General features: G+C 71.0%; 27 protein-coding genes and 3 tRNA genes. 14 read left to right on the top strand and 16 right to left on the bottom strand.

Annotated features, from left to right (window positions below; translation table 11 throughout):
- Positions 1-23 precede the first annotated feature (23 nt).
- Both O7604_RS10450 and O7604_RS10445 read right to left on the bottom strand, forming a co-directional pair.
- Positions 24-317, bottom strand: coding sequence for a DUF4287 domain-containing protein (locus O7604_RS10450; protein ID WP_281579512.1), 294 nt, complete (start codon positions 315-317; stop codon positions 24-26).
- A gap of 177 nt (positions 318-494) precedes the next feature.
- Entirely contained in the window at positions 495-2036 is a 1542-nt protein-coding gene (locus O7604_RS10445) for a non-reducing end alpha-L-arabinofuranosidase family hydrolase (RefSeq protein WP_281579511.1), read from the bottom strand.
- A gap of 780 nt (positions 2037-2816) precedes the next feature.
- Between O7604_RS10445 and O7604_RS10440 the strand changes: the two genes are divergently transcribed.
- The 5 genes from O7604_RS10440 to O7604_RS10420 all read left to right on the top strand — a co-directional run bounded on the left by O7604_RS10440 (position 2817) and on the right by O7604_RS10420 (position 6610).
- Positions 2817-3425, top strand: coding sequence for a class I SAM-dependent methyltransferase (locus O7604_RS10440; RefSeq protein WP_281579510.1), 609 nt, complete (start codon positions 2817-2819; stop codon positions 3423-3425).
- 89 nt (positions 3426-3514) lie between these two features.
- The gene (locus O7604_RS10435; RefSeq protein ID WP_281579509.1) at positions 3515-3856 is read left to right on the top strand and encodes a DUF1330 domain-containing protein; all 342 of its coding nucleotides are present in this window, start codon (positions 3515-3517) and stop codon (positions 3854-3856) included.
- Positions 3853-4890 (top strand): P1 family peptidase, encoded by a 1038-nt coding sequence (locus tag O7604_RS10430; RefSeq protein ID WP_281579942.1) that lies wholly within the window; start codon positions 3853-3855, stop codon positions 4888-4890. The genes O7604_RS10435 and O7604_RS10430 overlap by 4 nt, the downstream gene beginning before the upstream one ends.
- A gap of 86 nt (positions 4891-4976) precedes the next feature.
- Positions 4977-5720, top strand: a complete 744-nt coding sequence (locus O7604_RS10425; RefSeq protein WP_269703528.1) for an EcsC family protein — start codon at positions 4977-4979, stop codon at positions 5718-5720.
- 188 nt (positions 5721-5908) lie between these two features.
- Positions 5909-6610 carry an excalibur calcium-binding domain-containing protein gene (locus O7604_RS10420; protein ID WP_281579508.1) on the top strand — a complete coding sequence of 234 codons (702 nt, stop codon included), beginning with the start codon at positions 5909-5911 and terminating at the stop codon, positions 6608-6610.
- 37 nt (positions 6611-6647) lie between these two features.
- Here O7604_RS10420 and O7604_RS10415 read toward each other — a convergent pair whose 3' ends face one another.
- A complete protein-coding gene (locus O7604_RS10415) occupies positions 6648-7025 on the bottom strand; it encodes a helix-turn-helix domain-containing protein (RefSeq protein WP_269703526.1) in 378 nt (125 codons plus the stop codon).
- Positions 7026-7103: 78 nt separating this feature from the next.
- Between O7604_RS10415 and O7604_RS10410 the strand changes: the two genes are divergently transcribed.
- Positions 7104-7514 (top strand): Rid family hydrolase, encoded by a 411-nt coding sequence (locus O7604_RS10410; protein WP_281579507.1) that lies wholly within the window; start codon positions 7104-7106, stop codon positions 7512-7514.
- Positions 7515-7658: 144 nt separating this feature from the next.
- On the opposite strand, the gene O7604_RS10405 is transcribed toward O7604_RS10410, so the two are convergent.
- From O7604_RS10405 to O7604_RS10390, 4 genes are all read right to left on the bottom strand, one after another.
- Complete coding sequence (locus O7604_RS10405; protein ID WP_269703524.1) at positions 7659-8726, bottom strand: polysaccharide deacetylase family protein; 1068 nt, start codon at positions 8724-8726, stop codon at positions 7659-7661.
- Between the two features lie 223 nt (positions 8727-8949).
- Positions 8950-9951, bottom strand: a complete 1002-nt coding sequence (locus O7604_RS10400) for an alpha/beta hydrolase (protein ID WP_281579506.1) — start codon at positions 9949-9951, stop codon at positions 8950-8952.
- Between the two features lie 223 nt (positions 9952-10174).
- Positions 10175-10399, bottom strand: coding sequence for a hypothetical protein (locus O7604_RS10395; protein ID WP_281579505.1), 225 nt, complete (start codon positions 10397-10399; stop codon positions 10175-10177).
- A 57-nt stretch (positions 10400-10456) separates the two neighbouring features.
- Positions 10457-11428 carry an aldo/keto reductase gene (locus O7604_RS10390; RefSeq protein WP_269703521.1) on the bottom strand — a complete coding sequence of 324 codons (972 nt, stop codon included), beginning with the start codon at positions 11426-11428 and terminating at the stop codon, positions 10457-10459.
- Between the two features lie 165 nt (positions 11429-11593).
- Between O7604_RS10390 and O7604_RS10385 the strand changes: the two genes are divergently transcribed.
- Both O7604_RS10385 and O7604_RS10380 read left to right on the top strand, forming a co-directional pair.
- The gene (locus O7604_RS10385) at positions 11594-12199 is read left to right on the top strand and encodes a TetR/AcrR family transcriptional regulator (RefSeq protein WP_269703520.1); all 606 of its coding nucleotides are present in this window, start codon (positions 11594-11596) and stop codon (positions 12197-12199) included.
- A gap of 43 nt (positions 12200-12242) precedes the next feature.
- On the top strand, positions 12243-13370 hold the full coding sequence (locus O7604_RS10380; protein WP_269703519.1) for a Gfo/Idh/MocA family oxidoreductase: 1128 nt from the start codon (positions 12243-12245) through the stop codon (positions 13368-13370).
- 49 nt (positions 13371-13419) lie between these two features.
- On the opposite strand, the gene O7604_RS10375 is transcribed toward O7604_RS10380, so the two are convergent.
- Positions 13420-13492, bottom strand: a tRNA-Arg gene (locus O7604_RS10375).
- A gap of 36 nt (positions 13493-13528) precedes the next feature.
- A tRNA-Ser gene (locus O7604_RS10370) sits at positions 13529-13619 on the bottom strand.
- A gap of 989 nt (positions 13620-14608) precedes the next feature.
- Between O7604_RS10370 and O7604_RS10365 the strand changes: the two genes are divergently transcribed.
- A complete protein-coding gene (locus O7604_RS10365) occupies positions 14609-15220 on the top strand; it encodes a hypothetical protein (RefSeq protein ID WP_269703518.1) in 612 nt (203 codons plus the stop codon).
- Positions 15221-15281: 61 nt separating this feature from the next.
- On the opposite strand, the gene O7604_RS10360 is transcribed toward O7604_RS10365, so the two are convergent.
- On the bottom strand, positions 15282-16055 hold the full coding sequence (locus O7604_RS10360) for a CPBP family intramembrane glutamic endopeptidase (RefSeq protein WP_269703517.1): 774 nt from the start codon (positions 16053-16055) through the stop codon (positions 15282-15284).
- Between the two features lie 121 nt (positions 16056-16176).
- On the opposite strand from O7604_RS10360, the gene O7604_RS10355 reads away from it, so the two are divergent.
- Positions 16177-17298: a globin domain-containing protein gene (locus O7604_RS10355; protein WP_269703516.1), complete on the top strand. Its 1122-nt coding sequence runs from the start codon at positions 16177-16179 to the stop codon at positions 17296-17298.
- A gap of 68 nt (positions 17299-17366) precedes the next feature.
- Here O7604_RS10355 and O7604_RS10350 read toward each other — a convergent pair whose 3' ends face one another.
- Positions 17367-18899: a peptide deformylase gene (locus tag O7604_RS10350; RefSeq protein WP_281579504.1), complete on the bottom strand. Its 1533-nt coding sequence runs from the start codon at positions 18897-18899 to the stop codon at positions 17367-17369.
- Between the two features lie 321 nt (positions 18900-19220).
- Here O7604_RS10350 and O7604_RS10345 point away from each other — a divergent pair, with 321 nt between their 5' ends.
- Complete coding sequence (locus tag O7604_RS10345) at positions 19221-20003, top strand: hypothetical protein (RefSeq protein WP_269706969.1); 783 nt, start codon at positions 19221-19223, stop codon at positions 20001-20003.
- Between the two features lie 4 nt (positions 20004-20007).
- Here the strand turns inward: O7604_RS10345 and O7604_RS10340 are convergent, their stop codons facing one another.
- Positions 20008-21786: a hypothetical protein gene (locus O7604_RS10340; RefSeq protein ID WP_281579503.1), complete on the bottom strand. Its 1779-nt coding sequence runs from the start codon at positions 21784-21786 to the stop codon at positions 20008-20010.
- Between the two features lie 209 nt (positions 21787-21995).
- Between O7604_RS10340 and O7604_RS10335 the strand changes: the two genes are divergently transcribed.
- Positions 21996-22706 (top strand): class I SAM-dependent methyltransferase, encoded by a 711-nt coding sequence (locus O7604_RS10335; RefSeq protein ID WP_194800391.1) that lies wholly within the window; start codon positions 21996-21998, stop codon positions 22704-22706.
- 33 nt (positions 22707-22739) lie between these two features.
- Here the strand turns inward: O7604_RS10335 and O7604_RS10330 are convergent, their stop codons facing one another.
- The 3 genes from O7604_RS10330 to O7604_RS10320 form a co-directional block, all read right to left on the bottom strand.
- Positions 22740-23273, bottom strand: a complete 534-nt coding sequence (locus tag O7604_RS10330) for a YbhB/YbcL family Raf kinase inhibitor-like protein (protein WP_269703513.1) — start codon at positions 23271-23273, stop codon at positions 22740-22742.
- A gap of 40 nt (positions 23274-23313) precedes the next feature.
- Positions 23314-24009, bottom strand: a complete 696-nt coding sequence (locus tag O7604_RS10325) for a DNA alkylation repair protein (RefSeq protein WP_281579502.1) — start codon at positions 24007-24009, stop codon at positions 23314-23316.
- Between the two features lie 273 nt (positions 24010-24282).
- Positions 24283-24369 (bottom strand) — tRNA-Ser (locus tag O7604_RS10320).
- A gap of 232 nt (positions 24370-24601) precedes the next feature.
- On the opposite strand from O7604_RS10320, the gene O7604_RS10315 reads away from it, so the two are divergent.
- A complete protein-coding gene (locus O7604_RS10315; RefSeq protein WP_281579501.1) occupies positions 24602-25576 on the top strand; it encodes an NAD(P)H-quinone oxidoreductase in 975 nt (324 codons plus the stop codon).
- A 3-nt stretch (positions 25577-25579) separates the two neighbouring features.
- Here the strand turns inward: O7604_RS10315 and soxR are convergent, their stop codons facing one another.
- Entirely contained in the window at positions 25580-26032 is a 453-nt protein-coding gene (soxR, locus tag O7604_RS10310) for a redox-sensitive transcriptional activator SoxR (RefSeq protein ID WP_281579500.1), read from the bottom strand.
- 46 nt (positions 26033-26078) lie between these two features.
- Here soxR and O7604_RS10305 point away from each other — a divergent pair, with 46 nt between their 5' ends.
- Positions 26079-26762 (top strand): transketolase, encoded by a 684-nt coding sequence (locus O7604_RS10305; protein WP_281579499.1) that lies wholly within the window; start codon positions 26079-26081, stop codon positions 26760-26762.
- The last annotated feature ends 8 nt before the right edge of the window (positions 26763-26770 follow it).

Below are 26770 nucleotides of genomic sequence, written 5' to 3'. Positions count from 1 at the left end.
TAGGCGTCGCTGTCCACGCCCCGCTACCCGGTGGCCCGGGCGGCCTTTCCGTCCAGCCACAGCGTGTCGCTGTCGTCGCGGTGGGTGCCGGTGGAGCCGACGTGCTTGGCGCTGATCTTCGGCCCGTTCCTGATCACGTGGACCAGGGCCATCGCGTGTCCCCGGCCGAGGCCGTACTCGTCCTTCAGCCAGCCCACGATCACGCCGGCCTTGACGTCGGCGGCGTCGTAGCCGCGCTCCCTGGCCTCGTCGACCAGGACGCGCGGGGTCTTGCCGGTCTTGTCCTCGATCGCGTCGAGGTACGCCTGGAAGGACATCTGCTCAACCCTTCGTCCGGGAGGTGGTGACCACTCCACCCTCCCGGGCGGCGTGGTTCCGATCAACGACGGACCGAGCCACCGTCGTTGCCTCAGGGTCAACGATCGCCGGGCGAGACGCCGGAGAGCCCGGCCCGCGATCACGCGGGCCGGGCTCTCCGGATCCGGGGTACGCGCTCAGCGCTGGAGGGTGAGCAGTCCGGGTCGGTAGGGCAGGAGGCCGTAGTCGCCGCCGGAGTTGGGGGAGCGGCCCTGGTAGAGCAGTTGGAGGTTGCAGGGGTCGACGGTGAAGGTCTGGTCGGCGGTGGTGCGGATCAGTTCACCGTGGCTGATGTCGTTGGTCCAGGTCGCGCCGCTGTTGACCTTGCCGGCGAACGGGTTGGACTCGGTGGCGGCCTGCGGCGTCCACGAGCCGTTGAGGCTGGTGGCGGTGAAGGACCGGAAGTAGCGGCCCTGGGAGCCGATGGCCTCGACGATCATCAGGTAGCGGGTCTGGCCCTGCAGCTTGTAGACCTGCACGGCCTCGAACAGGTTGTTCGTGGAGTCCGACATGATCGTGGTGTAGTTCGAGCCGAAGCTGCCGGGGAAGTTCCCGATCGGCATGCTGGAGCGGTAGATCTTGCCGTTGTCACCGGCGAAGAACAGGTACATGTTCTGGTCGTCGGCGATCAGCGTCTGGTCGATCGGGCCGGTGCCGGAACCGGAGATGCTGCCGGTGAACAGCGGCTGCGCCGACGACCATCCGTTCGGGTTCGTCGGATTAGTCGAGGTCCGGTACGAGAACGCGGTCGGGCCCCACTGGTAGGCCAGAACCCAGATGTTGCGCGGCGCGAAGTAGAACAACGTCGGCGCCACGGTCCCCGACGACATCGCGTTCTGGCTGGCGGAGGCCATCTGCGACCAGTTCGAGAACAGCCCGAAGTTCATCGACCCCCACGACGACCCGGTGTCGTGCGTGGTGGCGTACACCAGGTGCTGACCGTTGTAGGGCACCACCGTGAAGTCCTTCAACGACACCCAGCCCGAGCGCGGCTGCGCCAGCACACCGGTCGACGACCAGCGGTACGACGACGGCAGATTGCACGTACCACCCGGCGGGGGCGTGGTGGGAGGCGGCGTGGTGGGGTTGCCGCCGCCACCGTCCACCCGGACGAGCTGCCACTGCTGGTTGGCGCCGTTCCAGTCGTCGTACTGGACGATGTTTCCGCCGTCGGCGGTCGAGGCGCCCTGCACCTCCACCACCTTGTTGCTGTTGCGGTTGATCAGCCGGACGTAACCGCTGTCGGAGTCGGCCAGCCGGAACTGCTGGTTGGTCCCGTTCGTGTCGGACCACTGCACGATGCTGCCGCCGTTGGCGGTCGACCAGTTGTAGACGTCGAGCACCTTGCCGGACAGCCGGGACTTCAGCCGGTAGTAACCGCCACCGGAGTCGACGAACTGCCACTGCTGCTGGTTGCCGTTGTTGCGCGACCACTGCACGATCCGCGCGCCGTCGTTCGTGGCGAGGTTGTAGACGTCGAGCGCCTTGCCGCTGTTGCGGTTCACCAGGACGTACCACGCGCTGGTGTCCACGGTGGCCGCGGCTGCGGGCGCCGACGTCACAGCCACCGCGCCGGCACCTGCCAACAGGGCTGCCGCCCCGGCCGCGACGACCCGCGGCAACCAGCTTCGCCGCGGACGCGGCGGGGAGATCGACGGAGACCTACCAAAGGCGAACATGATCCTCCTCGACTGGCCGGATACCCGAGCGGCACACCCGCCCAGGTGTTAGCGCTAACAAGAGCGCGCGCACCGCGAGGCACGCGTCTGGTCTCGACAAGGCAGCCCCGCCCGATAGTTGCAGCCTCGTCCTTGAACATCGAATGTGGGCGATAACTCGGCGTTCGTCAAGGCGTAACCTCCCCGAATCATTCAACGACGACGTCGCGTCAGGCTCGCGCGGGTTGCCGCACCCCGGGCCGACGCTCGTCAGCACCCGGAGGACGGATGATGGTGGCGCTAACATCGACGCGTACACATAGCCCGCTCTCCGATCGGGCATGGCCGGACGAGTGCGTGGGACGACCGCTTGGAGCAGTAGGTTTCCGTGTCGATGGGAACCGCTGGCCCGCCGCGATGGTCAGTGACACCATGCCGGTATGCCCCTCGGACTCGACGTGCGCAGGCTCGCCGCCATCGACATGTGGGGATCCGCCGGTGTCCGGTGGCGGCGATGGGTGATCCTGGCCGAGTTCCTCGTCGGGGTGTTCGGCGCCGGCCTGGCACGCGATGACACTCATCCGTCCAGGGGCGCTCGAATCGGAAGTCGAGCGCATGGACGTTCCGGCCGAACTGCGGCACTACACGGCTGCGCAGTTGTGGGTACTGGTGCCATCACTGCTGGTCGTGCTGGCCGTTCGGCAGCGCCAGGACGTCGGTCGGTAGTGGTCGGTCGGCCGCCTCGGTGACATGCTCAGCTCACTCGCTACGGCTTCGCCGGCGCCTCCGTATGGTCGCCACATGGACGACAATCGGATACGACAGGCGTACGGGGCGGTCGCGACGCTCTACATCGACCTGTTCGGCACCACCGCTACGGTGCACGCGGACGACCTCGCCCTGATCGAGCGCCACCTGGCCGGGCGGACCGGCCCGGTGCTCGACCTGGGGTGCGGACCGGGTCACCTCACCGACCACCTCCGCGCGCTGGGCGTCGACGCCACCGGGATCGACTTGGTTCCCGAGTTCGTCGCGCACGCGCGGGCGACCCACCCGGACGGCACGTACCGGCTCGGGTCGCTGGACGACCTCGCCGTTGCCGACCACTCGGTCGCGGGCATCCTCGCCTGGTACTCGCTGATCCACCTCCCGCCACCGGATCTCGACCGCGTGCTGGCCGGGTTCCGGCGCGCGATCGTGCCGGGCGGGCCGCTCGTGGTTGGCATCTTCATCGGTGACGAGGTGGACGCGTTCGACCACAAGGTCGCCACCGCGTACCGCTGGCCGGTGGACGAGTTCTCCGCGCGGCTGCGCCGAGCCGGGTTCGCCGAGGTCGAGCGCCTGCCACGCCTCGACGACGACAACCACCGCTCGCACGCCGCCGTCGCGGCCGTCGCGTCCGGAACCTGAACGCCGACGAGTTCACGGAAATGGGCGAGAACGACTGCTGACCGCTGTGCCAGGATCGGCGTTCGGAGTTCGACGGCCGGAAGGACACCATGCCCGCGTACGCCATCGCCCACCTCCAGGACGCCGCACCGCACCGGGACGTCGCCGAGTACATCGAGCGGCTCCCGGCCACCCTCGCCCCGTACGGCGGCCGTTTCCTCGTCCACGCCACGCCGCACGAGGTGAAGGAGGGCGCCTGGCCCGGCGCCGTCGTGGTGCTCGGCTTCCCCGGCATCGCCGAGGCGCGGGCCTGGTGGGACTCGCCCGCCTACCAGGAGATCGCGCCGCTGCGCTCGCGGCACATCGAGGGCGACATCATCCTGGTCGAGGGCGTCCCCGACGACTACTCCCCGACCGGCATCGTGCAGGCGATCCGGTCGGCGGCGTCCTGAGCCGGTCCGGCCGGCGCGCCCGCGACCTGGGGATCGTCGTCGGGTCGCTGCCCACCGGGCCGCACAACGCGATCACCGACGTCCCCGACGTGCTGGTCGGTCACACCACCGTCGACGACGGCGCCGACCTGCACACCGGCGTCACCGCGATCGTGCCGAGCGGGCTCGGGCCCGGCCGGTGGACGCTGCCCGCCGCGGTGTACGCCGGCAACGGCCACGGGAAGCTCGTCGGCTCGACCCAGGTCGACGAACTCGGCGTACTCGAATCTCCGGTGGTCCTGACCGCCACGCTGTCGGTGTTCCGGGCGGCGGACGCGCTGCTCGGGCACCTGATGGCGCGCCGACCGGACGGGCTGTCGTTCAACCCGCTGGTCGGTGAGACGAACGACGGGCACCTGTCGGACATCCGCCGCCGCCCGATCACCGAGGCCCACGTCCTGGCCGCTGTCGCCGGGGCGAGCGGCGGGCTCCCCGCCGAAGGCTGCGTCGGCGCCGGCACCGGCACCACCGCCCTCGGTTACAAGGCGGGCATCGGCACCTCGTCCCGCACGGTGCAGGCCGCCGACCGCACACGGACGGTCGGCGCGCTGGTCCAGTCCAACTTCGGCGGCGTCCTCACCGCGCTCGGCGTGCCGCTACCCGTCGACGAGCTGGTCCCGGCCGCCGACCGGACCGAGCCGCCCGGCAACTCGTGCATGATCGTGGTGGCGACGGACGTACCCCTGGACGCGCGCCAGCTCCGGCGGCTCGCCCGGCGGGCCGTGTTCGCGATGGCCCGGGTGGGCGCGTCGTTCAGCACCACGAGCGGGGACTACGCGATCGCGTTCACCACGTCGGATCAGCAGCCGATCCCGGACGCCGCGATCGACCCGGTGTTCGCCGGCGTGCTGGACGCGGTGGAGGAGGCGCTGCTCAACTCGTTGTTCACCGCCGTCACCACGACCGGCGTGGGCGGCCGTACCAGTCACGCGGTTCCGCACCGGGCCGCCGTCGAGCGGCTGGCGGCGGCGGAACGACTGACGATCCGGCCGTAAGCCTGATCCACAGTCGACGTACGGCCGTGACTGACGGACGACAGTCGTGTTGACAGCGGTGATCGATACGACTGGAGTGGTTCGCCATGGACGACACCGCCGAATCGCGGCTCGACAGTGAGCAGCCCACGCCCGGGGACCACGACGACGAGAAGACGAGCCGTACCGCGTTGGCGCTGGTCAACACCGTCAACAAGGTGGTGCGCAACGGCGTCGGCCCGGTCACCGGCTCGGCGGCCTGGGCCGAGTCCCGGCTGCGGGCGGTGCAGGGCGACAGGTACGACAGTTCGCTGCTCGGCAATCGCGGCGGCACCCCCGCCGAGGACGTCGACAAGGTGATCGGACGACTCATCAAGGAATCCGTCATGGCCGCCGGGTCGGCCGGGTTCGTCACCGGCCTGGGTGGCTTCCTCACCCTGCCGATCACGCTGCCGGCGAACGTCGCGGGGGCGCTCGTCATCAACGTCCGCCTGGCGGGAGCGATCGCCTACCTGCGGGGCTACGACCTCGACGACCCGCACACGCAGGCGATGATCCCGCTGGTCGCGGTGGGCTCGAACATCCAGTCGACGCTCAGCACGCTCGGGGCCCAGATCGGCGTCAAGCTGACCGAGCAGGCGATCCGGAAGGTCTCCATCGATCTGATCCGGAAGATCAACCAGAAGCTCGGGTTCATGCTGCTCGCCAAGTACGGCACGAAGCGGGCGTTGATCACGCTGGCGAAGGCCGTACCGCTGGTCGGCGGGGTCGTCGGCGGCGGTATCGACGCGACGCTCACCGGCGCGGTCGGCCGGTCCGCCAACAAGCTGTTCACGCCGCTCACCCCCTGACCGGCGGGTATCCCGCTCGCGGTGCCTCGCCGTCGGCCGTTCGGCGAGGCACCGGATCCGATCATCCGCGGCGTCGATGCCGATGCTCCGGCCGGCACCGACCGCTTCGTCACTCATCGCGCCGGTAAGGGCCGGTCTGTCGGCTCAACGACACTCCCGTGCGGACACGTCGCTCCACACTGCCCGCTGTGACCGAACTCCCTCCCCAGAATCCGCGGCGCGAACAGGCGCCGCTGCCCGATAGGCCCGGCATCCCGTTCGCGCCACCGACACGACTGTGGTGGGGCCGCCGGTCGGCTGCGATCAAGGCGTTCCTCGGCCTCGCCTGCTGCGGCGCGCTGCTGGGCACCGGCATGACCGGGTGCACCGCTTCCGAGCCGAGCGGATCGCCGGAGAAGGCGGTCGCCCAGGAGGTTCCGACAGTCGCGGCGCCGACCACTACGGCCCCCACCGCCGAGGCCGGCGCGGTGTCGCCGGAGCCATCACCCTCACCCACCACTGCCGCGCCGACCACCGCGAAGCCCGCGGCGAAGCCGAGCCCGCGCAAGACCACGAAGCCCGCCGTCTACTACAAGAACTGCGATGCCGTACGCGCAGCCGGCAAGGCGCCGCTGCTGCGCGGCGAGCCGGGGTACCGGACCGGGCTGGATCGCGACCTCGACGGCGAGGCATGCGAGCCGGATGGCGGCAACGGCAGCTCCGGAGGCGGCAGCACGGGCGGTAGCGGCAGTTCGGGCGGTGGCGGCAGTTCGGGCGGTGGCGGCAACGACCCGCGCTTCAGCACCTGCAAGGAGGCGAACGCCAACGGGTACGGCCCGTACAAGCAGGGCAAGGATCCGGAGTATTACTGGTACATCGACCGGGACAACGACGGCATGGTCTGCGAGTGACACGTGGCGCCGGGGCGGACCGCTGCCGCCCCGGCAGTCAGTCCAGCTCGGCGTCGAATGCCCGGCGGGCGTGCTCGATCTGGGACATGTGAGCGTCGGCCCAGTCGAGGAGAACGTCGATCGGTGCACGGAGCGTCTTGCCCAGCGGCGTGATCCGATATTCGACCGCGACCGGTCGCGTCGCCACGACGTGGCGTTCCACGATGCCGTTGCGTTCGAGTCGCCGCAGCGTCGCCGTCAACGACTTCTGGGTCACCGCCGGGATCGCGCGGCGCAGCTCGTTGAAGCGGCACGGACGCTCGCACAGCTCGTTGAGGACGCTCAGCGACCACTTGTCCAGCACCTGGTCGAGCAGCTCGCGGTGCGGCGTGTCGATGCGCAGCTCCCCGGCACCGGGGGTGGCGGTATCGCTCATGAAACCAGGTCTCCTTGAAGTGTCCTCCGTCAACTAGGTATCAATGGTAAACCTCAGTTGCCCAGTGGAGGAGCACCGATGTCCGTCACCCTTTTCAGCCCAGCCGGTCTTCAGCCGCACACGCCGTACCACCACGTCGCCGTGGCCACCGGGTCGCGCCACATCCACGTCAGCGGCCAGGTCGCCCGACTGGACGACGGCTCGCCCGTCGCACCCGGGGACCTGGCCGGACAGGTCGCGCAGGTGCTGCGCAACACCGGCCGCGCCCTCGCCGGCGCCGACGCCTCGTTCGCTGACGTGGTCCGGTTGACCTTCTACGTCACCGACTGGACGCCCGAAAAGATCGGGCCGTTCATGGCCGGGATCGAGGCGGTCGCCGAGGAGCTCGGGCTGCCGCAGCCGCTTCCGCCGGCGTCGCTGATCGGGGTCGACCGCCTCTTCGAGCCCGACGTACTGGTGGAGTTGGAGGCAACTGCGATCGCGCACTGAGCGCCTTCTTGCTCCGGGAAGACAATCGATCAGCCTCCGCCGGGGTGCCCCTACGGTCCAGGGTCAGCTGGAGTTCGCCGTAGGGGCACCTGGTCGACCACGCTCACCTCAGCCGTCTTCGTCGGCGGGGGCGGGCCACCGGGATCAGCCCGCGGTGCAGGAACGGATCTGAGGTCTGGCGCCACTATTGCCGTTCATCATCGTGGTGAAGCCGAAGGTGTTGCCGCTGCCGTTGGACCGCATCGTCATCACGTAACCGGTGCTGTCCCAACTGGGGGAGCCGTTCCAGGTGGTGGAGACCCGCTGCGGCGGGGTCAGAGCCACGACCACGGTCCAGTTGCTGGCCCCCTGCACCGTCACCGAGGTGTTGTACCGGTCACCCCAGACGTTGGGGGTCGTCGCCGTCGCTGTGCACGTGCCGCTGGGAGGCGGAGTGGTCGGCGGCGGAGTGGTCGGCGTGCCGGTCGGCGCCGGAGTGGTCGGCGGCGGAGTGCCGTCCGGGGCCACCGCCCGGCCGGTGCTCGGCGAGATCATGCCCGGGCAGAGGTTACGGCTGCTCAGGTTGGCCATGATCTGCGGAATCGCGTCGCGGGTGTTCTGGATGCCGTCGTGCATCAGGATCACCTGGCCGGCCTGGAGGCGGCTGGCGTTGGAGACGATCTGGCTGACGCTGGCGCCGTTCCAGTCCTGGGAGTCGACGTCCCAGATCACCTGGCGCAGGCCCAGCGACGAGGCGACCGACTGGAGAGTCGAGTTGGTCTCCCCGTAGGGCGGGCGGAACAACTGCGGCCGGACGCCGGTCGCCGACTGGATCGCCGAGTTGGTCTGGGAGAGGTCCGACTGCATCTGGCTCTGGCTCATCGAGGTCATGTGCGCGTGGTTCCAACTGTGGTTGGCCACCCACATGCCCGCGTCGACCTGGGCCCGCGCGGCGGACGGGTTGCTCTGCACGTTCTGGCCGACGTTGAACATGGTCGCCCGTACGCCGTTCGCGCGCAGCACGGACAGCAGTGCGCTGGTGCTGCCGGTCGGCCCGTCGTCGAAGGTGAGGCCGACGTACCCGTTGCAGACGGCGGCGTTGGACGGAGTGGCGGCGACCGCGAGACCGACGGCGCTGAGCGCCACGGCGGAGGCGAGCGCGGCCAACCGGACGGTGAGACGCGATGTTCGGGGGGCGGACGGGCGGCGGAAGCCGCCGATGCTGGCGTACATGCGCAGGTCCTCCTCGGGACGGGTAACACCTGACGACGCATGGCGTCAATCGACAGAGATTGATGTTGCCGGCGCTCGGAGTATTGCAGCGGCGTTTCGAGCACGTCAATGATTTTCCGGAAGTTTTCCGGAACTATGCGCCCGGGCGCGTCGAGCGCCAGGGCGTGCCGGTCCGAGGACCGCGCACGCCCTGGCGGTTCTGGGGTGTCCGTGTTGCCCGTCGTCAGTGCAGGAACTTCAGGAGCATCCTGGTGAGATCCTGCGGTCGTTCCTCGGTGAGCCAGTGACCGGTGTCAGCCATGACCTGGGTCTCGACCTCGGCTGCGTAGCCCTGCCACTGATCACCCACGGCGCTGCTGAGGGCTTCTTCGCCTCCGACGGCCAGGACGGGCATCTGGAGCAGCCCCGCCTTCCGGAACTTCTCGTTCTGGGCGATGTCCGTGTGGAGGGCTTGGTACATGTTCATCCACGCCTTGAACCGGCCGGGCTCGCGGAGGTACCGGGCGTAGAACTCGTAGTCGCGGTCGTCAAAAGCCCCGTCCACTGCCAGGTACTGCTCGACGAACCCCTTGACCAGGTCGCGCTCGTGTCCACGGACCAGGTCCTGAGCGAAGTCCTTCTGGAAGAACCCGAGGTGCCACGTCGACAGGGCCCCCTCCGCGGGGAAGGCCGGGAATGTGTAGAGGGACCGGTCGGGGATGGGCCCTTCCATCACCACCATTCGGCTGACCTCGTCGGGCCACATTGCGGCGTACGGGTAGGCGATCCATGCGCCGATGTCGTGGGCGACGATCTGGACGCCCTTGTTGAGGTTGAGCCGGGTGAGCAGCTTGTGCACGTCGTCGGCCAATTGGGCCGTGTCGTAGCCCTTCTGCGGGACGGATGAGTCACCGGTCCCGCGCAGGTCGACCGCGATCACGGTGTGGTCCTTGGCGAGTGCCTCGAGCTGCGGCTCCCACTCGGCGGAGGTCTGCGGGAAGCCGTGCAGCAGCACCACCGGCGAGCCGCTGCCGCCGCGGAGGTAGTGCATCCGGAAGTCGTTCACCTGCGCGTACTTCGACTGGAAGCCGTCCGGCGGCCGGTAGGGCAGCCCGGCGGTGACGCCTTGCGCGACGGCCGACTCCGGCCGCAGGTTCACGCCGGCGTTCGATGGGACCGGTCCGGGCCCGGTCAGAACGGCGATTCCAGCGATGGCGGCGACGGCAGTCCTGATCAGGACCGTCATTCTTGTTCTCATGGTTCTCTCCTCAAGCGTGGTCGGCCTTGTGCCGATCGCTGTCGATCCGGCTGCACGGCGAAATCGCGTCCAGCGGACGGCCCTGGTGCACGGGCGTAACTGACAGATGAATCGGTCGGTACGTCATTGCGCCCGGGTCTACCGGCGGAAGAAGTACCGTGCGGTCGTCGTGGCGGGATGTGGGCCAGGACTGGCTAGTGGCTCGGGCGGCTCAGCGAGGTGAGCAGGAGGCCGCCGGCAATGACTGCGATGGCGCCTGCCCGGCCGCGCCGGTGGACACGTTCAGGCCGTCGGCGATCTCCGGAAGCAGGCTTGCGGGCAGGAACTCGGCAATGATGAACGCGAAGATGCCGAGACTCAGAGAGCCGACGCCGGCCCAGGACGCCAGGCCGCCGGCGGTCGAGACATCGTTCGATGCCATGTGACGGGTGGTCATGTGATGCCCTTCAAGGCTGTGCGCCACCTTTCGGGGACGACCGGGGTGGCGACCGGCTCAGTGGTTGAGGGCGGCCATGTTGGCCTGGTCGTAGCGGTCGCCGGTGGCCGGTGTCAGGTTCCGCAGTCGGGTGATCTGGTTCTCGGTGAGGGTGATGCGGTCGGCGGCGGCGTTTTCCTCGAGCCGGTCGATGCGTGTGGTGCCGGGGATGGGGGCGATGTCGTCGCCCTGGGCGAGCAGCCACGCGAGGGCGACCTGCGCGGGCGTGGCCCCGGCCTCGGCGGCGACGGCGCGGACCTCATCGACGATGCGCATGTTGCGTTCGAGGTTGCCGCCGGCGAAGCGGGGGTTGGTACGGCGCCAGTCGTCGGCGTCGAGGTCGTCCAGGGTGCGGATGCCCCCGGTGAGGAACCCGCGGCCCAGCGGGGCGTACGGGACGAAACCCACGCCCAGCTCGCGCAGGACCGGCAGCACCTCGGCCTCGGGGTCGCGGACCCACAGCGAGTACTCGGACTGCACCACGGCGATCGGGTGAACGGCATGCGCCCGCCGGATCGTCGCGGCCCCGGCCTCCGACAGTCCGATGTGGCGGATCTTGCCCTCGGCCACCAGCTCCGCCAGCGCGTCGACGGTCTCCTCGATCGGCGTGACTCCATCGCCCCGGTGCTGGTAGTAGAGGTCCAGGTGGTCGGTGCCGAGGCGGCGCAGCGATCCCTCCACTGCGAGCCGGACGTTGGCCGGGCTGCTGTCGTTGCCCGGGCGGCCGGTGTACGAGAGGTGACCGAACTTGGTCGCGAGCACCACCTCGTCCCGGCGTCCCTTGATGGCGCGGCCGACCAGCTCCTCGTTGGCGTAAGGGCCGTACGCCTCGGCGGTGTCGATGTGCGTGACGCCGAGGTCAAGGGCCCGCCGGATGGTGCGGATGGACTGGTCGTCGCGCTGGCCGGCCCCGGTGTAGAAGGCCGACATGCCCATGGCGCCCAGACCGATGCGGGAGGTCTCCAGTCCGCCGAGCGAGACGGTTCTCATCGTGGTGTTCCTCTTCCTGTAGTAGGCCCGACCGCTTTAAGTTCCGGTCGGTACAGAACGCTAGCACATCTGGACCGACCGGGAGTAAAGTCGGCTGCGAGGAGAGGAACAGGTGGCATGGCGGTCCGTCGACCCTGCCGACCCCGAATCGAGGAGGATGCCGTCATGAGTGGATCCCAGAGCACCGCCCTCGGCCGCCCCCGGGAGTTCGACATCGACGAGGCACTGGAGCGGGCCATGCAGGTGTTCTGGGCGCGGGGGTACGACGGCACCAGCCTCACGGACCTGACCAGCGCGATGGGGATCACCAAGTCGAGCATGTACGCCGCCTTCGGCAACAAGGAGCAGCTCTTCCGCAAGGCTGTGCAGCGCTACGCCGAAGGGCCGGCCTCCTACGTGACCCGCGCCCTGCGGGAGCCCACCGCCCGCGCGGTGGCCGAGACATTCCTGCGGGGAGCCGTCCGCACGACGACGTCGCCCGGCCGCCCCGCGGGGTGCCTGTCCGTGCAGGGTGCGCTGGCGCTGAGCGAACAGAGCCGCCCCGCGCACGACGTGCTGGTCACCTGGCGCGTCGACGCCGGCGACCAGCTCGAAGCGCGCTTCCGGCGCGCCGTCGAGGAGGGCGACCTCCCACGCCACGCCGACCCGGGACGCCTCGCCCGATACGTCATGACGACGGGATTCGGCATCGCCGTCCAGGCCGCGAACGGCCTCGGACCCGACACGCTCGACGAGATCGTCGACACGGCACTGCTCGCCTGGCCGACGTGACCACCCCGCACGGCGCAAGCACGCGAAAGGGCGACGAAACGTGATGGGAAAACCCGGGAGACGCCCGCTCGGCGTGGGGATCGTAGGGCTCAGCACGTCCGGCGGATGGGCGGCCGGGGCCCACCTGCCCGCGTTGTCGGCAGTCGACGGCATGGAACTCACCGCCCTGGCGACGAGTTCCCCCGCGTCGGCCGCTGCTGCCGGCGCCGCGTTCGGGGTGCCCGGCTACGCCTCGGTCGACCAACTCGTGAAGGACGAGAACGTCGACCTTGTGGTCGTCGCGGTCAAGGTGCCCCACCACCGCGAGCTGGTGTTGCCCGCCCTACGGACGGGAGTGCCGGTGCTCAGCGAATGGCCCTTCGCCGTCGACCTGGCCGAAGCCGAGGAGATGGAAGGCGCCGCCCGCGACACGCGTACCTTCATCGGGCTTCATGGGCGCTCCTCGCCCACCTTCCGCTGGCTGGCCGGCCTCGTCGCCGACGGGTACGTCGGGAACGTGCTGTCCGCGACGGTGCTGGCCTCTTCGGTCGAGTGGGGCAACCCGGTCTCCGAGCGCATGCGATACACCCTCGATCGCACGCTCGGCGCCACGATGCTCACGATTGCGTTCGGAAACGCCATCGACACTGTGTCGATGGTCGTCGGCGAGCTGCAGGACGTGGTCGCCTCGACGGCCACCCGGCACCCGATCGTTGCGCTCGGCCGCACCGGACAGACGGTCCCGATGACCGCCGAGGACCAGATCGCCGTGTCCGGCCGGCTACCCGACGGAGCGATCCTCTCCGCCCACCACCGTGGAGCAACCCTGTCCGGACCTTGGTTCTCGCTGCTCATCGACGGCACCGAGGGAACTCTCGAAATCACCTCCGCAAGCGGATATCCCCACCTCGGGCCCGTTACGGTGCGCGGCGCACGAGGCCGCGCCCCACTGTCGCCGTTGACACTGCCCGATGGCCACGACGACTACCCCCACCTGGCCGGAACACCGATCCACAACCTGGCGCACACATACGCGGCGATCCGGAACGATCTCGTCAACGGCACCACGACCGCTCCGGGTTTCGCCCACGCCGTCACACGTCACCGACTCCTGGACGCGATCATCCGATCGTCCGCCGAGGGACGACGCGTACAACTCGCGGAACGAGGAGGTCTTCACAGGAACGGCTAGACAGCAAGAAGCCCCCTAGCGGCCGTTGGGCCTGCTAGGGGGCTGTCTGTGCGCCCGAAGGGACTCGAACCCCTAACCTTCTGATCCGTAGTCAGATGCTCTATCCGTTGAGCTACGGGCGCCTGGTGCTCGGCCAGTCTACACAACCGGCTTTCGCGCGGAGACTCCGGGATTCGAACCCGGGAGGGGCTTTAAGACCCCAACCGCATTAGCAGTGCGGCGCCATAGACCAGACTAGGCGAAGTCTCCCTGGTGACCCACGAGGTCACCGCGCCCGAGGATACAGGTCCGCACCCGCCGGGGGCAAAGCGACTATCGGACCGGCCGCCCCCACCGCGTTTTCGTCGTGTGCGGGATCACTCCCACGGCTACGCTCCATCGATATGCAGGAGCAGCCGCCGAGCGATCCGCCCCGTCGCGAGCCCGCCCCCAAGGCCCGGCGGAGTCGCTCCCCACGACCGACGTTCAGCCCTCCACAGGTCCCGGACCCCGCTGCAAGCGCCGCGACGAGCGACACACCGACGCCCAGGCGTCCGCGCCGGGCGGCGCCCACTGTCGTCTTCCAGCCGCCGGCGCCGACCGCCGACGCACCGCCGGCGCCGCGCCCGCGTCCGGCCGCCGACCCTTCACCCGCCGATCCGGGTACGCCCGGCGAGCGCGCCACCCCGCAGGCTTCCACCGGCGGCCCGGGTACGCCGCCGTCAGAGCAGGCCACCTCGGGGACTTCCGCCACTCCTTCGGGTACGACTGCCGCAGAGCCGCCGCCGAGCGCCGGGGAGAGCACGCTCCCGGCCGAGGAGAGGCCCGTCACAGCGGAGCAGCGAAGGGCTGCCGAGCCTCCGGCCGAGTCGACGTCACCACCGGCCGGGGAGGAGACGCCGAAACGGACGCGCCGCGCTCCCGCCGCCAAGAAGGCCGCCCCGGTCGCGAAGAAAGCCGCCCCAGTTGCGAAGAAGGCTGCGCCGGCGGTCAAGAAGGCCACTCGGAAGGCGTCGCCTCCGAGGCAGGAGACGGCGATCAGCGCGACAGAGCCCGCTCTTGCCGAACGGCAGCCCGACGGCACCGAGCCGGTCACGGCGGAGCGTCCCGCCACCGCACCTTCGCCGGGCCGGACCCGCCGGCCGACGAAAGCCGCCCCGCCGACGGCAGAGGCGAGCCCGCCAACGACTGCGGTCGTCGTCGCGCGGGCACCCGCACAACTCGACGTCGCGCGTACCCCGGAAACGGGCTGGCGGACGGTGGGGCCGCAGCTGCGCGACCACCCCGGGTTCGCGCCGGAGCTGCTGGCCCTGGCTGCGGTCGACGCGCTCGGGCCGCGGGCCTCGGCCTGGGTGGAGCAGGTTCGGCGGGCCTACCCGGAGGCGGACGCCGACGGGGTGGCCCGGCTGGCGACCCGGCGGTTCGTGCGGATGGCCGGTACGGGTGGGGCGCTGGCCGCCGGGGCCGGGATGTTCGCACCGGTCGCGGAGCTGGCGGCAGTGCTGTGGACGCAGGCGAACCTGGTGCTGCATCTGGCGGCGGCATACGGGCGGGATCCGGCGCATCCGGATCGGGCGGCCGAACTGCTGGTGCTCACGCTGGTGCACCCGGACGACGGCACCGCTCGGGCGGCGCTGGCGGCGGCCCGTGCTGCCGACGCGCCGGCGGACGGGCCGTGGGGGCGGGTGGCGGAGGCGGCCTGGCGGCTGGCCACGCCGGTGGCGGCGCAGGCGGGCGGCTGGCTCGGGCTGCGGTTGGCCGCGCGGTTGCTGCCGGGCGCGGCGGCGCTGGCGGCCGCGACCGGCGGTACGGCGACGGCCGAGCGGCTGGCCGCGCGGGCGGTCGCCCGGTACCGGCCACGCCGCGCCTGACCCGCACCGGCACCGAGCCCACCGCGCCCCGACCGGCGCACCACGGCGAGGAGGCGACGACCTAGAGCCAGTCGAACCAGGACTTCGGCAGCATCGCGTAGCCGACGAACGCGAAGATGTCGAGCAGCGTGTGCGCGACGATCAGCGGGGCGACCCGGCGGGTGCGCAGGTAGAACAGCCCGAAGATCACGCCCATCACGGCGTTGCCGACGAAGGCGCCGAAGCCCTGGTAGAGGTGGTAGGAGCCGCGCAGCAGGGCGCTCGTGGCGAGCACGGCACCGATCCGCCAGTTGAGCTGCCGCAGCCGGGTGATCAGGTAGCCGACCACGATCACCTCCTCCAGCACGGCGTTCTGCACGGCGGCGAGGATCAGCACCGGCACCGTCCACCAGAGGTCCGGCAGCGCGGCCGGAACCAGCGTGGCGTTGAGGCCGAGCTGCGCCGCCACCCAGAACAGCGCCAGCCCGGGCAGGCCGATGAGCGCGGTCAGGCCCGCGCCTCGGGCCAGGTCGGAGCCGGGCCGCCGGAAGTCGACGCCGAGCGTCCGCGCCGGGTCGCCGGGGTCACGCGCCAACAGGTGTACGGCGAGCAGCACCGGCAGCAACGCGAAGACGATCCCGAGCAGTTGGTACGTGAGGTCGAGGTACGGCCGGGCCGACACCGAGGTGTTCAGGGCGGCGGTCTGTTTCGACAGGCCACCGGTCGCGGTCAGCTTGGCGATCAGCGACACCAGCGCGTACACGGCCGACTGGCCGAGGGACAGACCGAGCACGAGCAGCGTCTCGGTGCCCAGCATCCGGCGGGAGACCGGGCGGGCCAGCTCGTCAACCGTCACCGGACCATGAAATCACTTCGGCGTCCGGCCCGACGATCGCACAGTCTGTGCGACCGGCACACACGCTCCGTGGACATTCTATGGCTGCCGATCCGCCCGTACGGAGAAGGAGCGTGCCCCTGTGGAGAACTTCGCGCGGCTGCTGAAGGAGAGCTGGGCCCTGGTCGAGGAGCACCGGGAGCGGCTCAGCGGTCACTTCTACGCCCGGCTGTTCCTCCTCGACCCGGAGCTGCGCAAGCTCTTCCCGGTGCAGATGAACGGCCAGGGGGACCGCATCCTGGAGGCCATCGTCACCGCCACCCAGACGGTGGGCGACCCGGAGAGCTTCGACGAGTACCTGCGCGCGCTGGGCCGGGACCACCGCAAGTACCACGTGACGGCCGAGCACTACGCGACGATGGGCGTCGCGCTGCTCGACGCGCTGCGCAGCACCGCCGGGGACGGCTGGAACCTGGAGTACGACCAGGCGTGGCGGGAGGCGTACGCGAGCATCAGCGCGCGGATGCTGGCCGGCGCGGAGGCCGACGGCAACCCGCCGTACTGGCACGCCGAGGTGCTCACCCACGAGCGGCACGGCCCGGACACGGCCGTGCTGACCGTCCGCGCGCTCCAGCACCCGCTGCCGTGGCGGGCGGGGCAGTACGTCAGCGTGGAGGCACCCCGCTACCACCCGCGGGTGTGGCGGACGTACTCGGTGGCGAACGCGCCGAACGAGGAGAACGTGCTGGAGTTCCACGTGCGGACGCCGCCGGGCGCCGCCGGTTGGGTGTCCGGCGCGTTGGTGCGCCGCACCAAGCCGGGTGACCTGCTGCGGGTGGCCGCGCCGATGGGCTCGATGACATTGGACCCGGAGTCCACCCGGGACGTCCTCTGCGTGGCCGGCGGCGTCGGCCTGGCCCCGATCAAGGCGCTGGTGGAGGAGCTGACCCGGGTCAACCGCACCCGCTGGGTGCACGTCTTCTACGGCGCGCGCCGCCCCGACGAGCTGTACGGGCTGCCCGGCCTGGAGGACCTCGTCGCGACCCACCCGTGGTTGTCGGTGACACCCGCGTGCAGCGAGGACCCGGATTTCGGCGGCGAACTCGGTGACGTCTCCGAGGTGGTCACCCGGTACGGCCCGTGGACCACGCACGACTGCTACGTCTCCGGATCGGCCGCGATGGTGCGATCCACCCTGCGGGCGCTCGCCGCCGACGACGTCCCGCCGGACCACATCCGGTACGACACGTTCGGCAACCTCTGAACCTTGCTCCCCCCGAGCCGGGTCGCGTGCCCCTGCCCCCTGGGGCACGCGACCCGGCCCCCCGTTTCTCAGTAACGCCAGGGGGTGCCGGTCTCGCGGTACTCCTCCACCGGTACCAGCGGCACGCCGGGTGCCATCCGGTCGACGTACAGCCGCCCCTCGAGGTGGTCGATCTCGTGCGCGACCAGCCGCGCCATCGCGTACTCGAAGGACGTGATCACCCGGCTGCCGTCCCACAGGGCGTGTTCCACGTCGATCCGCAGCGGCCGGGGCACCAGGCCGCGGTGGTCGAAGAAGGAGAGGCAGCCCTCGTACTGCTCGTCGGTCTCGGCGGCGGCGTCCACCACCCGGGGGTTGAGCAGCACCACCGGGTCGGCCGCCCGGTCGGCCGGGCGCACGAGCGCCGCCGACCAGCCGATGCCGAGCTGGGGCGCGGCGAGGCCGACGCCCTTGCTGAACGGGTGCAGCTCGTCCAGGCGGACCAGCATCGCGGCGAGCCGGTCCATCACCTGCCGGGCGTGCGGTTCGTCGGCCGGCAGGTCGAACTGGCGGGCCCGCTGCCGCAGCAGGTCGTCGCCGCGCTGCACGATGCCGACGGCCCGCATCCGGTCGCTGGCCCGCACCCGGGCGCCGCCGGTGGGCGCGCTGTCCGGTTCGGCGTCCGGCTCGGGACTGCGGAACCGCCACTGCATCCGGTAGCGGGCGTTCAGCGGCGGGTCGTCGGTCCCCCAGTCGAAGACCACCCGGCCGCCGTCCACCGCACGCTGGATCGGGGTACGCAGCGGGCCCTCCTCCGCCGACAGCGAGGTCTCCGCACCCCACACCTTGGGGTCGAGGTCCGCAGGCAGGTCGAGCCGCACCGCCAGGTGCCGGGTGGGCAGGCGTACGGCCCGCTGGAACCAGGGACCCCACTTGTCCCGGCCGACGCGGTACGCGTACTCGATGGTGACCCGGTCGCCGGGGTAGAGCGGGAAGCGTCCCTCGTCGTTCTCGAACAGCAGCCAGATCTCCTTGAACGCGTCCCGGTCGTGCTTGGCCCGCCAGTGCATCGGCTCGCGTCCGTTCCCGTCGTCCCGGTACGCGGTGAGTTGCAGCTCGGCGAAGGTGAGCGGGTGTTCCCGGTGGTGCCGGTTGGAGCGGCCCGGGTCGTTGGGGTAGCGGTCGACGGCGACCCGGACCAGGTAGCGGGTGACCGGTTCGGTGCCGGCGTTGTACAGCTCCCGCCGGATCGCGCAGTGGTAGCTGTCACCGGTGTGGGTGAGCGTGGCCACCTCCCGTTCCACCACCAGGCCGGTCCCCGGAGGCAGCCACTGGCCGGGGACGGGTGGGTCGCGGTGCGCCGTGCCGGTGCGGCCGTGCCGCAGCTCGTCGTACTCCCGGAAGCGCTGCCAGATCGCGCCGCTGGCCTCCAGGACGGCCTCGGCCCGGCGGGCGAAGTCCTCGGTGGGCCGGTGCCGGCGCCCTTCGACGTGGCTGACGTAGGACGGGTCGAAGCCCATCATGGTGGCGAGTTGCTTCTTGGACAGCCCTCGGCCGGTCCGGTGCCGGGCGAGTTCGGCCGCGAACGAGTCCGCGGCACGCTCGATCGGTGAGGTCGTCATCAGCTTCCTCGTACGCGGGAAGACCATTTTCACGTTGAGTGGCCGAACGTGTACGGAAACTGCCTCGTATTCGACATTCACCTTGACTTTTCAGCGACGTACGCCGATCCTTACGCCGTCCGCCGCCGGTTCTCCGGCGGCGTTTTCCGTCTTCCGGGCCGGGTAGTACGCGACGGCGCGCCAGTGACGGGGGCCTCCCCGCGATGCCGCGGCATCTCTTCCCCTCCCGCCGGGAGGGTGGTTAGGCTAGCCTTAGCTTTGGTCGACGACAGGCGCCGACCGCAGGGCGACAGGACAGGGGACGGCCAGGTGACTGCGGTGATGCCGGGGCGCGACGCCGCCACCCCGCTTGCCCCGGTGACCGCGACCCTGCGCGCCATGTTCGGCACCGACGACCTGCCCGGCCTCGCGCCCGGCCTGCTGGTCCACGACGAGCTGGATCGCTGGTCCCCCGCCACCCGCCTGATCGACGGCACGCTGCTGTCCGAGTTCCTGACCGCCGCCGGCCGCCGCTGGGGCGGCACCCCGCACGCCTGCGCCGCGCTGGCCTGGAAGTCCTACAGCTACTGGACCGCGCTCCCAGCGGTGCTCGGCTGGGCGTCCGCCCGCCGGGTGCCGCTGCTCGGCCCGGCCGACGTGCTCGTGCACTTCGAGGACCACCACCAGCTCCTCACGCTGGGGCTGCGCGCCTCCACCCCGGTGGCGGTACTGCCGAGCGACCCGCTGGCGCTCGCCGGCGCTCCGGGCGTCCTGGTGGTCCCGGACGAGGCGGCGCTGCTCGGCGCGCTGCGCGCGTCCCTGCTCGACGCCCACTTCGCGCCGCTGATCGGCGCCATCCAGGGCGAGGTCCGGATCGGCACCCGTACGCTGCTCGGCTCGGTGGCCTCCGGCATCGCGCACGGCATCCTGCGGGCGTCGGACGCGCTGCCCGGCTCGTCCACCGCGGCCGTCGGCGCGGTGCTGGACGCGCTCGACCTCAGCGACCTGGTCGAGCTGGTGCCCGGCCCGGGCGGCGAGCCGACGGTGCAGCGACGCACCTGCTGCCTGGCGTTCACGCTGCCCCGGCCCAAGGTGTGCCAGGGCTGCTGCGTCCGCCAGGGCTGACCGCTCAGTCGGCCAGCGGCCGGACGTCCCACAACCACACCCCGCCGGTACGCCTCGGCGTGATCCCGCTCAGCTCGGTCATCGCCCGGCGCAGCGCCTCGGCCTGCGGCAGCCGGGGATCGAGGATCACCGCGCCGGCCCGCCAGTAGCGCAGGTCGTCCACGGCGGCCACCCGGTCCTGCGGCGTGATCGGCGGAACCGCGTCGGTGCGCCGTACCGTCTCGAAGAACGTGCTCGTCGGGCGCGGCGGCGCGGTGAACAGGGCGATCCGGTCCCCGCCGGGGCGGGTGTCCGGATAGAGGAAGTAGCCGCGGGCCAGCGGCATGTCCAGCCGGGTCTCGGCGGACCAGCGCAGCGGGACCGCGTACGTGGTGTCGGGCAGCGGCAGCGTGACGATGCTCCGCCCGTCGGCGCCGTAGGGACGCCAGGCGCCGGAGGTGACGAACGCCGGGGTCGGGTCGAGGCGCTTGGCCGGCAGCGGGGTGGGCAGGATCGGCAGCAGCGCCATGGCGAGCACGGTGACGGTGGCGAACCGGATCTGGTCGCGCGCGTCCGGGTGCCGTACGGCCAGCCGCCGGACCCGCTCGGCGCCGAACGCGAGCAGCACGCCGATGATCGGGGTGAGCGCGAGCGACCAGCGGGTGGGCACCACCGAGTGCAGAACCGGCAGGTTCTCCAGCGCGGCCCAGGGGCCGGGGATGCCGGTGTCCTGCCCGTCGTAGCGGATCTCCCGGCCGAGCGAGAAGAGCGCGAACACGAGCCCGACCGCCGCCAGCCCGAGCACCACGGCGTTGCGGCGCATCCACCAGACCAGCGCGATCACCAGGATCACCAGCGGCCAGCCGAAGAACGCGTTCTCCTCGGTGGCGTTCTTGACGAGCGGTTCGCTGCCCCGGGCGTCGCCCGCTACCGACTCCCGCGACCAGGCCACGTACGCGGCGAGGTCGGTGGAGTAGCCGCGGATCAGCGTGGAGAGCCCGCTGTACGCGCCGGGGCCGAAGAACTGGACCCAGAGCGGGTACGCGAGCAGCGCCCCGGCGACCACCGCGGCCACCGCCAGTCCGGCGGCGAACGGGCGGGCCGCCGAGCGCAGCGCGGGACGGCCGAGCGCCAGCGCGAGGACCACCACGCCGAGCCCGATGGCGGTCATCAGCAGGATCTCCAGGTTGAGGAACGCCTGCCAGACGATCACCAGGGCGAGCAGGACGCCGTTGCGCAGCCACCGGCCGGGCTCGGCCAGGCGCAGCGTCCGCCAGATGATCAGCGGCACCACGAACTGGCTGACGATGTTGGGGTGCGAGTTGGCGTGCGAGATCATCGCAGGCGCGAACGCGCAGAAGGCGGCACCGAGCCAGGCCGGGCCACGGGACTTCACGACAACTCGGGAGAGCAGGAAATACCAGGACACGCCCGTGGCGGCGAGCCCGAGAGTGAGGAAAATCAGAAAGGACCAGCGCGGACCCGCCCAGAGCGTGATCGGGGTCAGCGGCAGTGAAACGGATAATACGGACGTATTAGCCATGAGATTGACGACATCCGGCACATTCATCCGGTCCGAGGTGAACGGATAGGCGAAATCAGTGACGACACGCGCACCATGCGCCATCATCCATTCGAATTGCGCCTGATCTGTCCGATTGTCCCGAATGCCGTTGCGCGGATCGACCCAGAGGCGAGCGGTCACCCAGAACGCGAGCAGCACGAAGCTGAGCACGGCGAGCGCGTCGATCCGCCTGCCCTGCCCTGCTTTCGTCGGGTCCGCCGCTGATTCCGGAGTAGTCATGACATTTCAGAGCGTAGTCCGGGAATGACCGGCAGGTGCAATGTTCCGCAGACTCACGTACTATGTGCCGAGTTCGCCGACCGCCGATCAGGCACCCCTCCGCATCACAATTCGGCCCCCTATCCGTCCCCCGATTTCCCCCTCAGTCATCCAGATGGTTGACTCTGACGGTCCAGGCGCGGGTCAGTCATATCGTGAGGAATCGACGCATGGCAGAAATCACTGGGGATCAGCGCGTCCAGTCCGAGGTGCTCGAAGGCCTCGCGACAGCGGTCAACCACCGGCAGTGGTTCGTCGAGCTGGCGGTGCCCTACCTCGGTGACAACCCGATCGAGATCGGCAGCGGCCTGGGCGACTACGCCTCCGCGTGGGCGGCGTACGCACCCCGGATCACCGCCACCGAGGCCGACCCGGACCGGCTGATCCAGCTCAAGGAACGGCTGTCCGACCACCCGGGCGTCGAGGTCCGGCAGATGCTCCTCCCGCACCACGAACGCGGCGACTACAGCGCGGCCGTGTCCTACAACGTGCTCGAGCACATCGACGACCACGTGGGCGCGCTGCGCAGCATGCGCGACCTGGTCCGCCCCGGCGGCGCCGTGGTCATCATCGTGCCGGCGTTCCAGTTCGCCATGAGCCCCGCCGACATCGCCACCGGTCACGTCCGCCGCTACACGAAGAAGACGCTCGCCGCGGCGATGACCGAGGCCGGCCTCACCGTCGAGCGGATCCACTACGCCAACGCGCTCGGCCTGATCGGCTACTTCATGGCCACCAAGGTCTTCCGGCTGATGCCGAAGGAGGGCCCGATGGTCAAGGTGTACGACACGCTCGTACTGCCCGTCACCAAGGCCGCCGAGCAGCGCGTCCGGCCCCCGTTCGGCCAGTCCGTCTTCGCCGTCGCCCGCGTACCGGCCTGAGGGCCGGGGGCCGCGACGGCCCCCGGCCGCCCGTCACTCCTTGATCTGGTACGTGGGGCGGATGACCGCCCGGGCCAGGGTGTGGAACGCCAGGTTGAAGCCGACGAAGGCCGGGCTCGCCCCGGCCGGGATGTCGAGGCGGTCCACGTCCACCGCGTGCACCGCGAACACGTACCGGTGCGGGCGGTCCCCGGCCGGCGGCGCCGCGCCGCCGTAACCGGTGTCGCCGTAGTCGTTGCGGACGCTGAACGCGCCGCCGAGGTCGGCCTCCCGCACGCCGCTGGGCAGCTCGGTGACGGACGCGGGCAGGTTCACCAGCACCCAGTGCCAGAAGCCGCTGCCGGTCGGAGCGTCCGGGTCGAAGCAGGTGACCACGAAGCTCTTGGTCTCGGCCGGGAAGCCCGACCAGGACAGCTGCGGTGAGACGTTCTCGCCGCCGGTGCTGCCGTGCGCGTACCGCGCGTCCATCGGCTCGCCGTTGTGCACGTCGTCGCTGGTCAGGTCGAACGACGGCACCGTCGGCAGCAGCTCGTACGGGTCCGGGGCGATCGGTCGTTCCAGGGTCATCGAAACGGTCCTTCCGGGTACGCGAATGTCCTGCGCCCCTTCATACCCCGTTGTCCGCGCCGCCGTGCTGTCGGCGCACCATCTCGTTGATCCAGACCGGCGCGTACGGCGACGTGCAACCAGGCGGCGTCGGGTAGTCCTTGAGCACCTCGAGCCGCTCGCCGATGCCGATGCCGATCGCGCGGTCCCGGTACGCGGCGTACTCGATCCCGATCTGCGCCAGGCAGTGGTTCATCGCCCACTGGAGGCGCTCCGGCGCACCGGCCATCTCGGCCTCGATCACGTCGAGCAGACCGGCCAGGTCCAGCCCGTCCGGCTTCCGCGCCACCCGCTCGGTGGTCAGCGCCCAGCCGGCGCTCGCCACCACCGGATCCCGGTCGGCCGACCAGGCCAGTCGTAGCGGTTCCGCGTACGGGCTCTTCTTCACCACGTAGTTCACGAGCCAGTCGTGCACCTTCGGCGTACGCGCCTCGCGCAGCATCGCGTCCAGCTCGTCCCGCCCGTACGCCTTCGGCCGGCAGATCAGCAGCGCCAGCAGGCGTGCCGCGCTGTCCCCGGTCGCCCACAGCTCGCGCGCGAGGTCCTGCTGCGTCTTCAGCCGCTTCGCGATCGCCCGCAGCTTGCCCAGGTTGACCCCGTGGTCGTCGCCGTGCCGCTCGTTGACCGCGCGGATCTTCGGATCGTCGAGCGCGGACAGCTCGGCCGTCACCTCGGCCACCGTCGCCGTCTCCGCCACCAGGCCCTCCCGCCGTCGCCGCACCCCGCAGCCTACGACCGCCCGGGTCGCCGGTCGCCGGTCGCCGGTCGCCGGTCGCCGGTCGCCGGTCGCCGGTCGCCGGTCGCCGGTCGCCGGTCGCCGGTCGCCGGAAGAAGAATGCACCCAAGACGCTTATGACTCTCGGTCATATTTATGACCCAGAGGCATAAGCCGCAGAGGCGATGGTTACTTCCGGGGCGACACGCCGATGCGTCCGCACGCGCGGCCGACCGACGGCGAGGTGGGAGTGGGCGGAGGGTGTGGGATTCGAACCCACGAAGACATCGCTGCCTTACCGGTTTTCAAGACCAGCGCCATCGGCCACTAGGCGAACCCTCCCGGCACGCCCCCGAGGGGTGCGCGACCGGGACCAGTCTGCCACGAACGCCGTACCGGGCAAGCCGCCGTCCCACCTCCGTTGCGGGAACGGGTACGTGTGGGAGAGCCCGGCAGTGGTGCTGATCAGCGGAATCATGCCACCGGCAGGTCCACAGTGGCCGACGGGGCCGGCGCGGCGGCCGCCCGTGCGGTGCACCTGCGCGGCGACGGGCAGATCGGGTAAGACTGAGTCATGCGCGCGATCACGATCACCGAACCCGGCGGACCCGAGGCGCTCGTCTGGACCCACGTGCCGGACCCGGAGCCCGGCCCCGGTGAGGTGGTCGTGGAGGTGCGTGCCAGCGCGGTGAACCGGGCCGACCTGTTGCAGCGGCAGGGGCACTACCCACCGCCGCCGGGCGCGTCCGCGTACCCCGGTCTGGAGTGTTCGGGGACAGTGCGTGCGCTCGGTCCCGGCGTGACCGGCTGGTCGGTGGGCCAGGAGGTGTGCGCGCTGCTCGCCGGCGGCGGCTACGCCGAGCAGGTCGCGGTGCCGGCCGGGCAGTTGCTGCCGGTGCCGGCCGGGGTGGATCTGGTCGACGCGGCGGCGCTGCCGGAGGTGGCCTGCACGGTCTGGTCGAACGTGGTGGACCTGGCCCGGCTGGCCGAGGGCGACACGCTGCTGGTGCACGGCGGCGGCAGCGGGATCGGCACGTTTGCGATCCAGCTGGGCGTGGCGCTGGGCGCGACGGTGGTGGTGACCGCCCGTTCGGCGAAGCACGAGCGGCTGCGTGAGCTGGGCGCCGCCCACACGATCGACTACCGCGAGCAGGACTTCGTCGACGAGGTACGCCGGGTCACCGACGGCCGGGGCGCGGACGTGATCCTGGACATCATGGGCGCGTCCTACCTGCCCCGGAACGTGGCGGCGCTGGCGACCGGCGGGCGGCTCGTGGTGATCGGCATGCAGGGCGGCCGCAAGGGGGAGCTGGACCTGGGGATGCTGCTGGCGAAGCGGGCGGCGGTGCACGCGACCGCGTTGCGGTCCCGCCCGGTCGAGCAGAAGGCGGCGATCGCCCGGGGCGTACGGGAGCAGGTGTGGCCGCTGGTGGAGGCGGGCCGGGTCCGGCCCGTGGTGCACGCCCGGGTGGACATGGCCGACGCCGCCGCCGCGCACCGCCTGGTGGAGACGAACGACCACCTGGGCAAGGTGCTGCTGGTCCGGTGAGGGTCAGCCCTGGCCGGAAGGCGGGAGCATGAGGCGCGGGCCGGGGCCCTCGGCGGCGAGCGAATCGCCGGGGTTGTAGAGCGTGCAGCGCTGCAACGACAGGCAGCCGCAGCCGATGCAGCCGTCCAGGTCGTCGCGGAGCTTGCCGAGCAGCCGGATCCGCTCGTCCAGCCGGTCCCGCCAGGCGCGGGACAGCGCGGCCCAGTCGTCGGGGGTGGGGGTACGCCCCGACGGCAGCGAGTCCAGCGCCGCCCGGATCTCCTCCAGCGAGACACCCACCTGCTGGGAGATCCGGATGAACGCGACCCGGCGCAGCTCGGTGCGGGCGTAGCGGCGCTGGTTGCCGCCGGTGCGGGCGGCGTGGATCAGGCCGAGCCGCTCGTAGTAGCGCAGCGCCGAGGGCGCGACGCCGCTGCGGTCGGCGAGCTGCCCGATGGTCAGTGTTGCTTCGTGCATCACACGGCCTTGAGTTGAAGTTCGCTTCAAGTCCGAGGCTATCGGTATGACGACGACCACTGCCACTGATCTGGGCACGCTCCTGGACCGGGTGCGCGCCGGCCGCGAGTTCGGCGCCAACGTGTACTCGACGCTCGACGTGCTCCAGGTGCTCTACGACCGGGTGCTCCGGATCACCCCGGCCACCGTGTCCGACCCGGACCGGGACCGCTTCCTGCTCTCCAAGGGCCATGCGGTCGCCGGGTACTACGCGCTGCTCGCCGCCCGCGGCTTCGTACCGCCCGAGTGGCTGGACGACCAGGGCGGCCCGGCGAGCCGGCTCGGCGACCACCCGGACCGCACGCTGGTGCCGGGCGTCGAGATCGGTTCCGGTTCGCTCGGCCACGGGCTCGGGCTGGGCGTGGGCACCGCGCTCGGCCTGCGGGCCCAGGGCCGCACCGAACCCCGGGTGTACGTGCTGCTCGGCGACGCCGAACTCGACGAGGGCTCCAACCACGAGGCGATCGCGTACGCGGGCGCGACCGGGCTGGGCAACCTGACCGCGATCGTGCTGGACAACCGCTCGGCCACGTACGGCTGGCCGGGTGGCGCGGCGAGCCGGTTCACGGTGAACGGGTGGAGCGCCGCAACCGTCGACGGGCGCGACCACGACGCCCTGCACACCGCCCTCACCGGGCACGACGATCACCGGCCGCACGTCGTCGTCGCGGTCGTCACGGACGGGGAGTGAGCATGAGC

The organism is Micromonospora sp. WMMA1947, from assembly GCF_027497355.1.
Lineage (GTDB): Bacteria > Actinomycetota > Actinomycetes > Mycobacteriales > Micromonosporaceae > Micromonospora.
The sequence above is the reverse complement of the archived record's forward strand: the minus strand, read 5'-3'. Positions and strand labels throughout refer to the sequence as shown.

What these genes read in the sequence shown, in the direction of transcription:
- O7604_RS10450 (WP_281579512.1), bottom strand. Translation starts at nt 317, where the DNA reads ATGTCCTTCCAGGCGTACCTCGACGCGATCGAGGACAAGACCGGCAAG.
- O7604_RS10445 (WP_281579511.1), bottom strand. Translation starts at nt 2,036, where the DNA reads ATGTTCGCCTTTGGTAGGTCTCCGTCGATCTCCCCGCCGCGTCCGCGG.
- O7604_RS10440 (WP_281579510.1), top strand. Translation starts at nt 2,817, where the DNA reads ATGGACGACAATCGGATACGACAGGCGTACGGGGCGGTCGCGACGCTC.
- O7604_RS10435 (WP_281579509.1), top strand. Translation starts at nt 3,515, where the DNA reads ATGCCCGCGTACGCCATCGCCCACCTCCAGGACGCCGCACCGCACCGG.
- O7604_RS10425 (WP_269703528.1), top strand. Translation starts at nt 4,977, where the DNA reads ATGGACGACACCGCCGAATCGCGGCTCGACAGTGAGCAGCCCACGCCC.
- O7604_RS10415 (WP_269703526.1), bottom strand. Translation starts at nt 7,025, where the DNA reads ATGAGCGATACCGCCACCCCCGGTGCCGGGGAGCTGCGCATCGACACG.
- O7604_RS10410 (WP_281579507.1), top strand. Translation starts at nt 7,104, where the DNA reads ATGTCCGTCACCCTTTTCAGCCCAGCCGGTCTTCAGCCGCACACGCCG.
- O7604_RS10405 (WP_269703524.1), bottom strand. Translation starts at nt 8,726, where the DNA reads ATGTACGCCAGCATCGGCGGCTTCCGCCGCCCGTCCGCCCCCCGAACA.
- O7604_RS10400 (WP_281579506.1), bottom strand. Translation starts at nt 9,951, where the DNA reads ATGACGGTCCTGATCAGGACTGCCGTCGCCGCCATCGCTGGAATCGCC.
- O7604_RS10395 (WP_281579505.1), bottom strand. Translation starts at nt 10,399, where the DNA reads ATGACCACCCGTCACATGGCATCGAACGATGTCTCGACCGCCGGCGGC.
- O7604_RS10390 (WP_269703521.1), bottom strand. Translation starts at nt 11,428, where the DNA reads ATGAGAACCGTCTCGCTCGGCGGACTGGAGACCTCCCGCATCGGTCTG.
- O7604_RS10385 (WP_269703520.1), top strand. Translation starts at nt 11,594, where the DNA reads ATGAGTGGATCCCAGAGCACCGCCCTCGGCCGCCCCCGGGAGTTCGAC.
- O7604_RS10380 (WP_269703519.1), top strand. Translation starts at nt 12,243, where the DNA reads ATGGGAAAACCCGGGAGACGCCCGCTCGGCGTGGGGATCGTAGGGCTC.
- O7604_RS10350 (WP_281579504.1), bottom strand. Translation starts at nt 18,899, where the DNA reads ATGACGACCTCACCGATCGAGCGTGCCGCGGACTCGTTCGCGGCCGAA.
- O7604_RS10345 (WP_269706969.1), top strand. Translation starts at nt 19,221, where the DNA reads ATGCCGGGGCGCGACGCCGCCACCCCGCTTGCCCCGGTGACCGCGACC.
- O7604_RS10340 (WP_281579503.1), bottom strand. Translation starts at nt 21,786, where the DNA reads ATGACTACTCCGGAATCAGCGGCGGACCCGACGAAAGCAGGGCAGGGC.
- O7604_RS10335 (WP_194800391.1), top strand. Translation starts at nt 21,996, where the DNA reads ATGGCAGAAATCACTGGGGATCAGCGCGTCCAGTCCGAGGTGCTCGAA.
- O7604_RS10330 (WP_269703513.1), bottom strand. Translation starts at nt 23,273, where the DNA reads ATGACCCTGGAACGACCGATCGCCCCGGACCCGTACGAGCTGCTGCCG.
- O7604_RS10315 (WP_281579501.1), top strand. Translation starts at nt 24,602, where the DNA reads ATGCGCGCGATCACGATCACCGAACCCGGCGGACCCGAGGCGCTCGTC.
- soxR (WP_281579500.1), bottom strand. Translation starts at nt 26,032, where the DNA reads ATGCACGAAGCAACACTGACCATCGGGCAGCTCGCCGACCGCAGCGGC.
- O7604_RS10305 (WP_281579499.1), top strand. Translation starts at nt 26,079, where the DNA reads ATGACGACGACCACTGCCACTGATCTGGGCACGCTCCTGGACCGGGTG.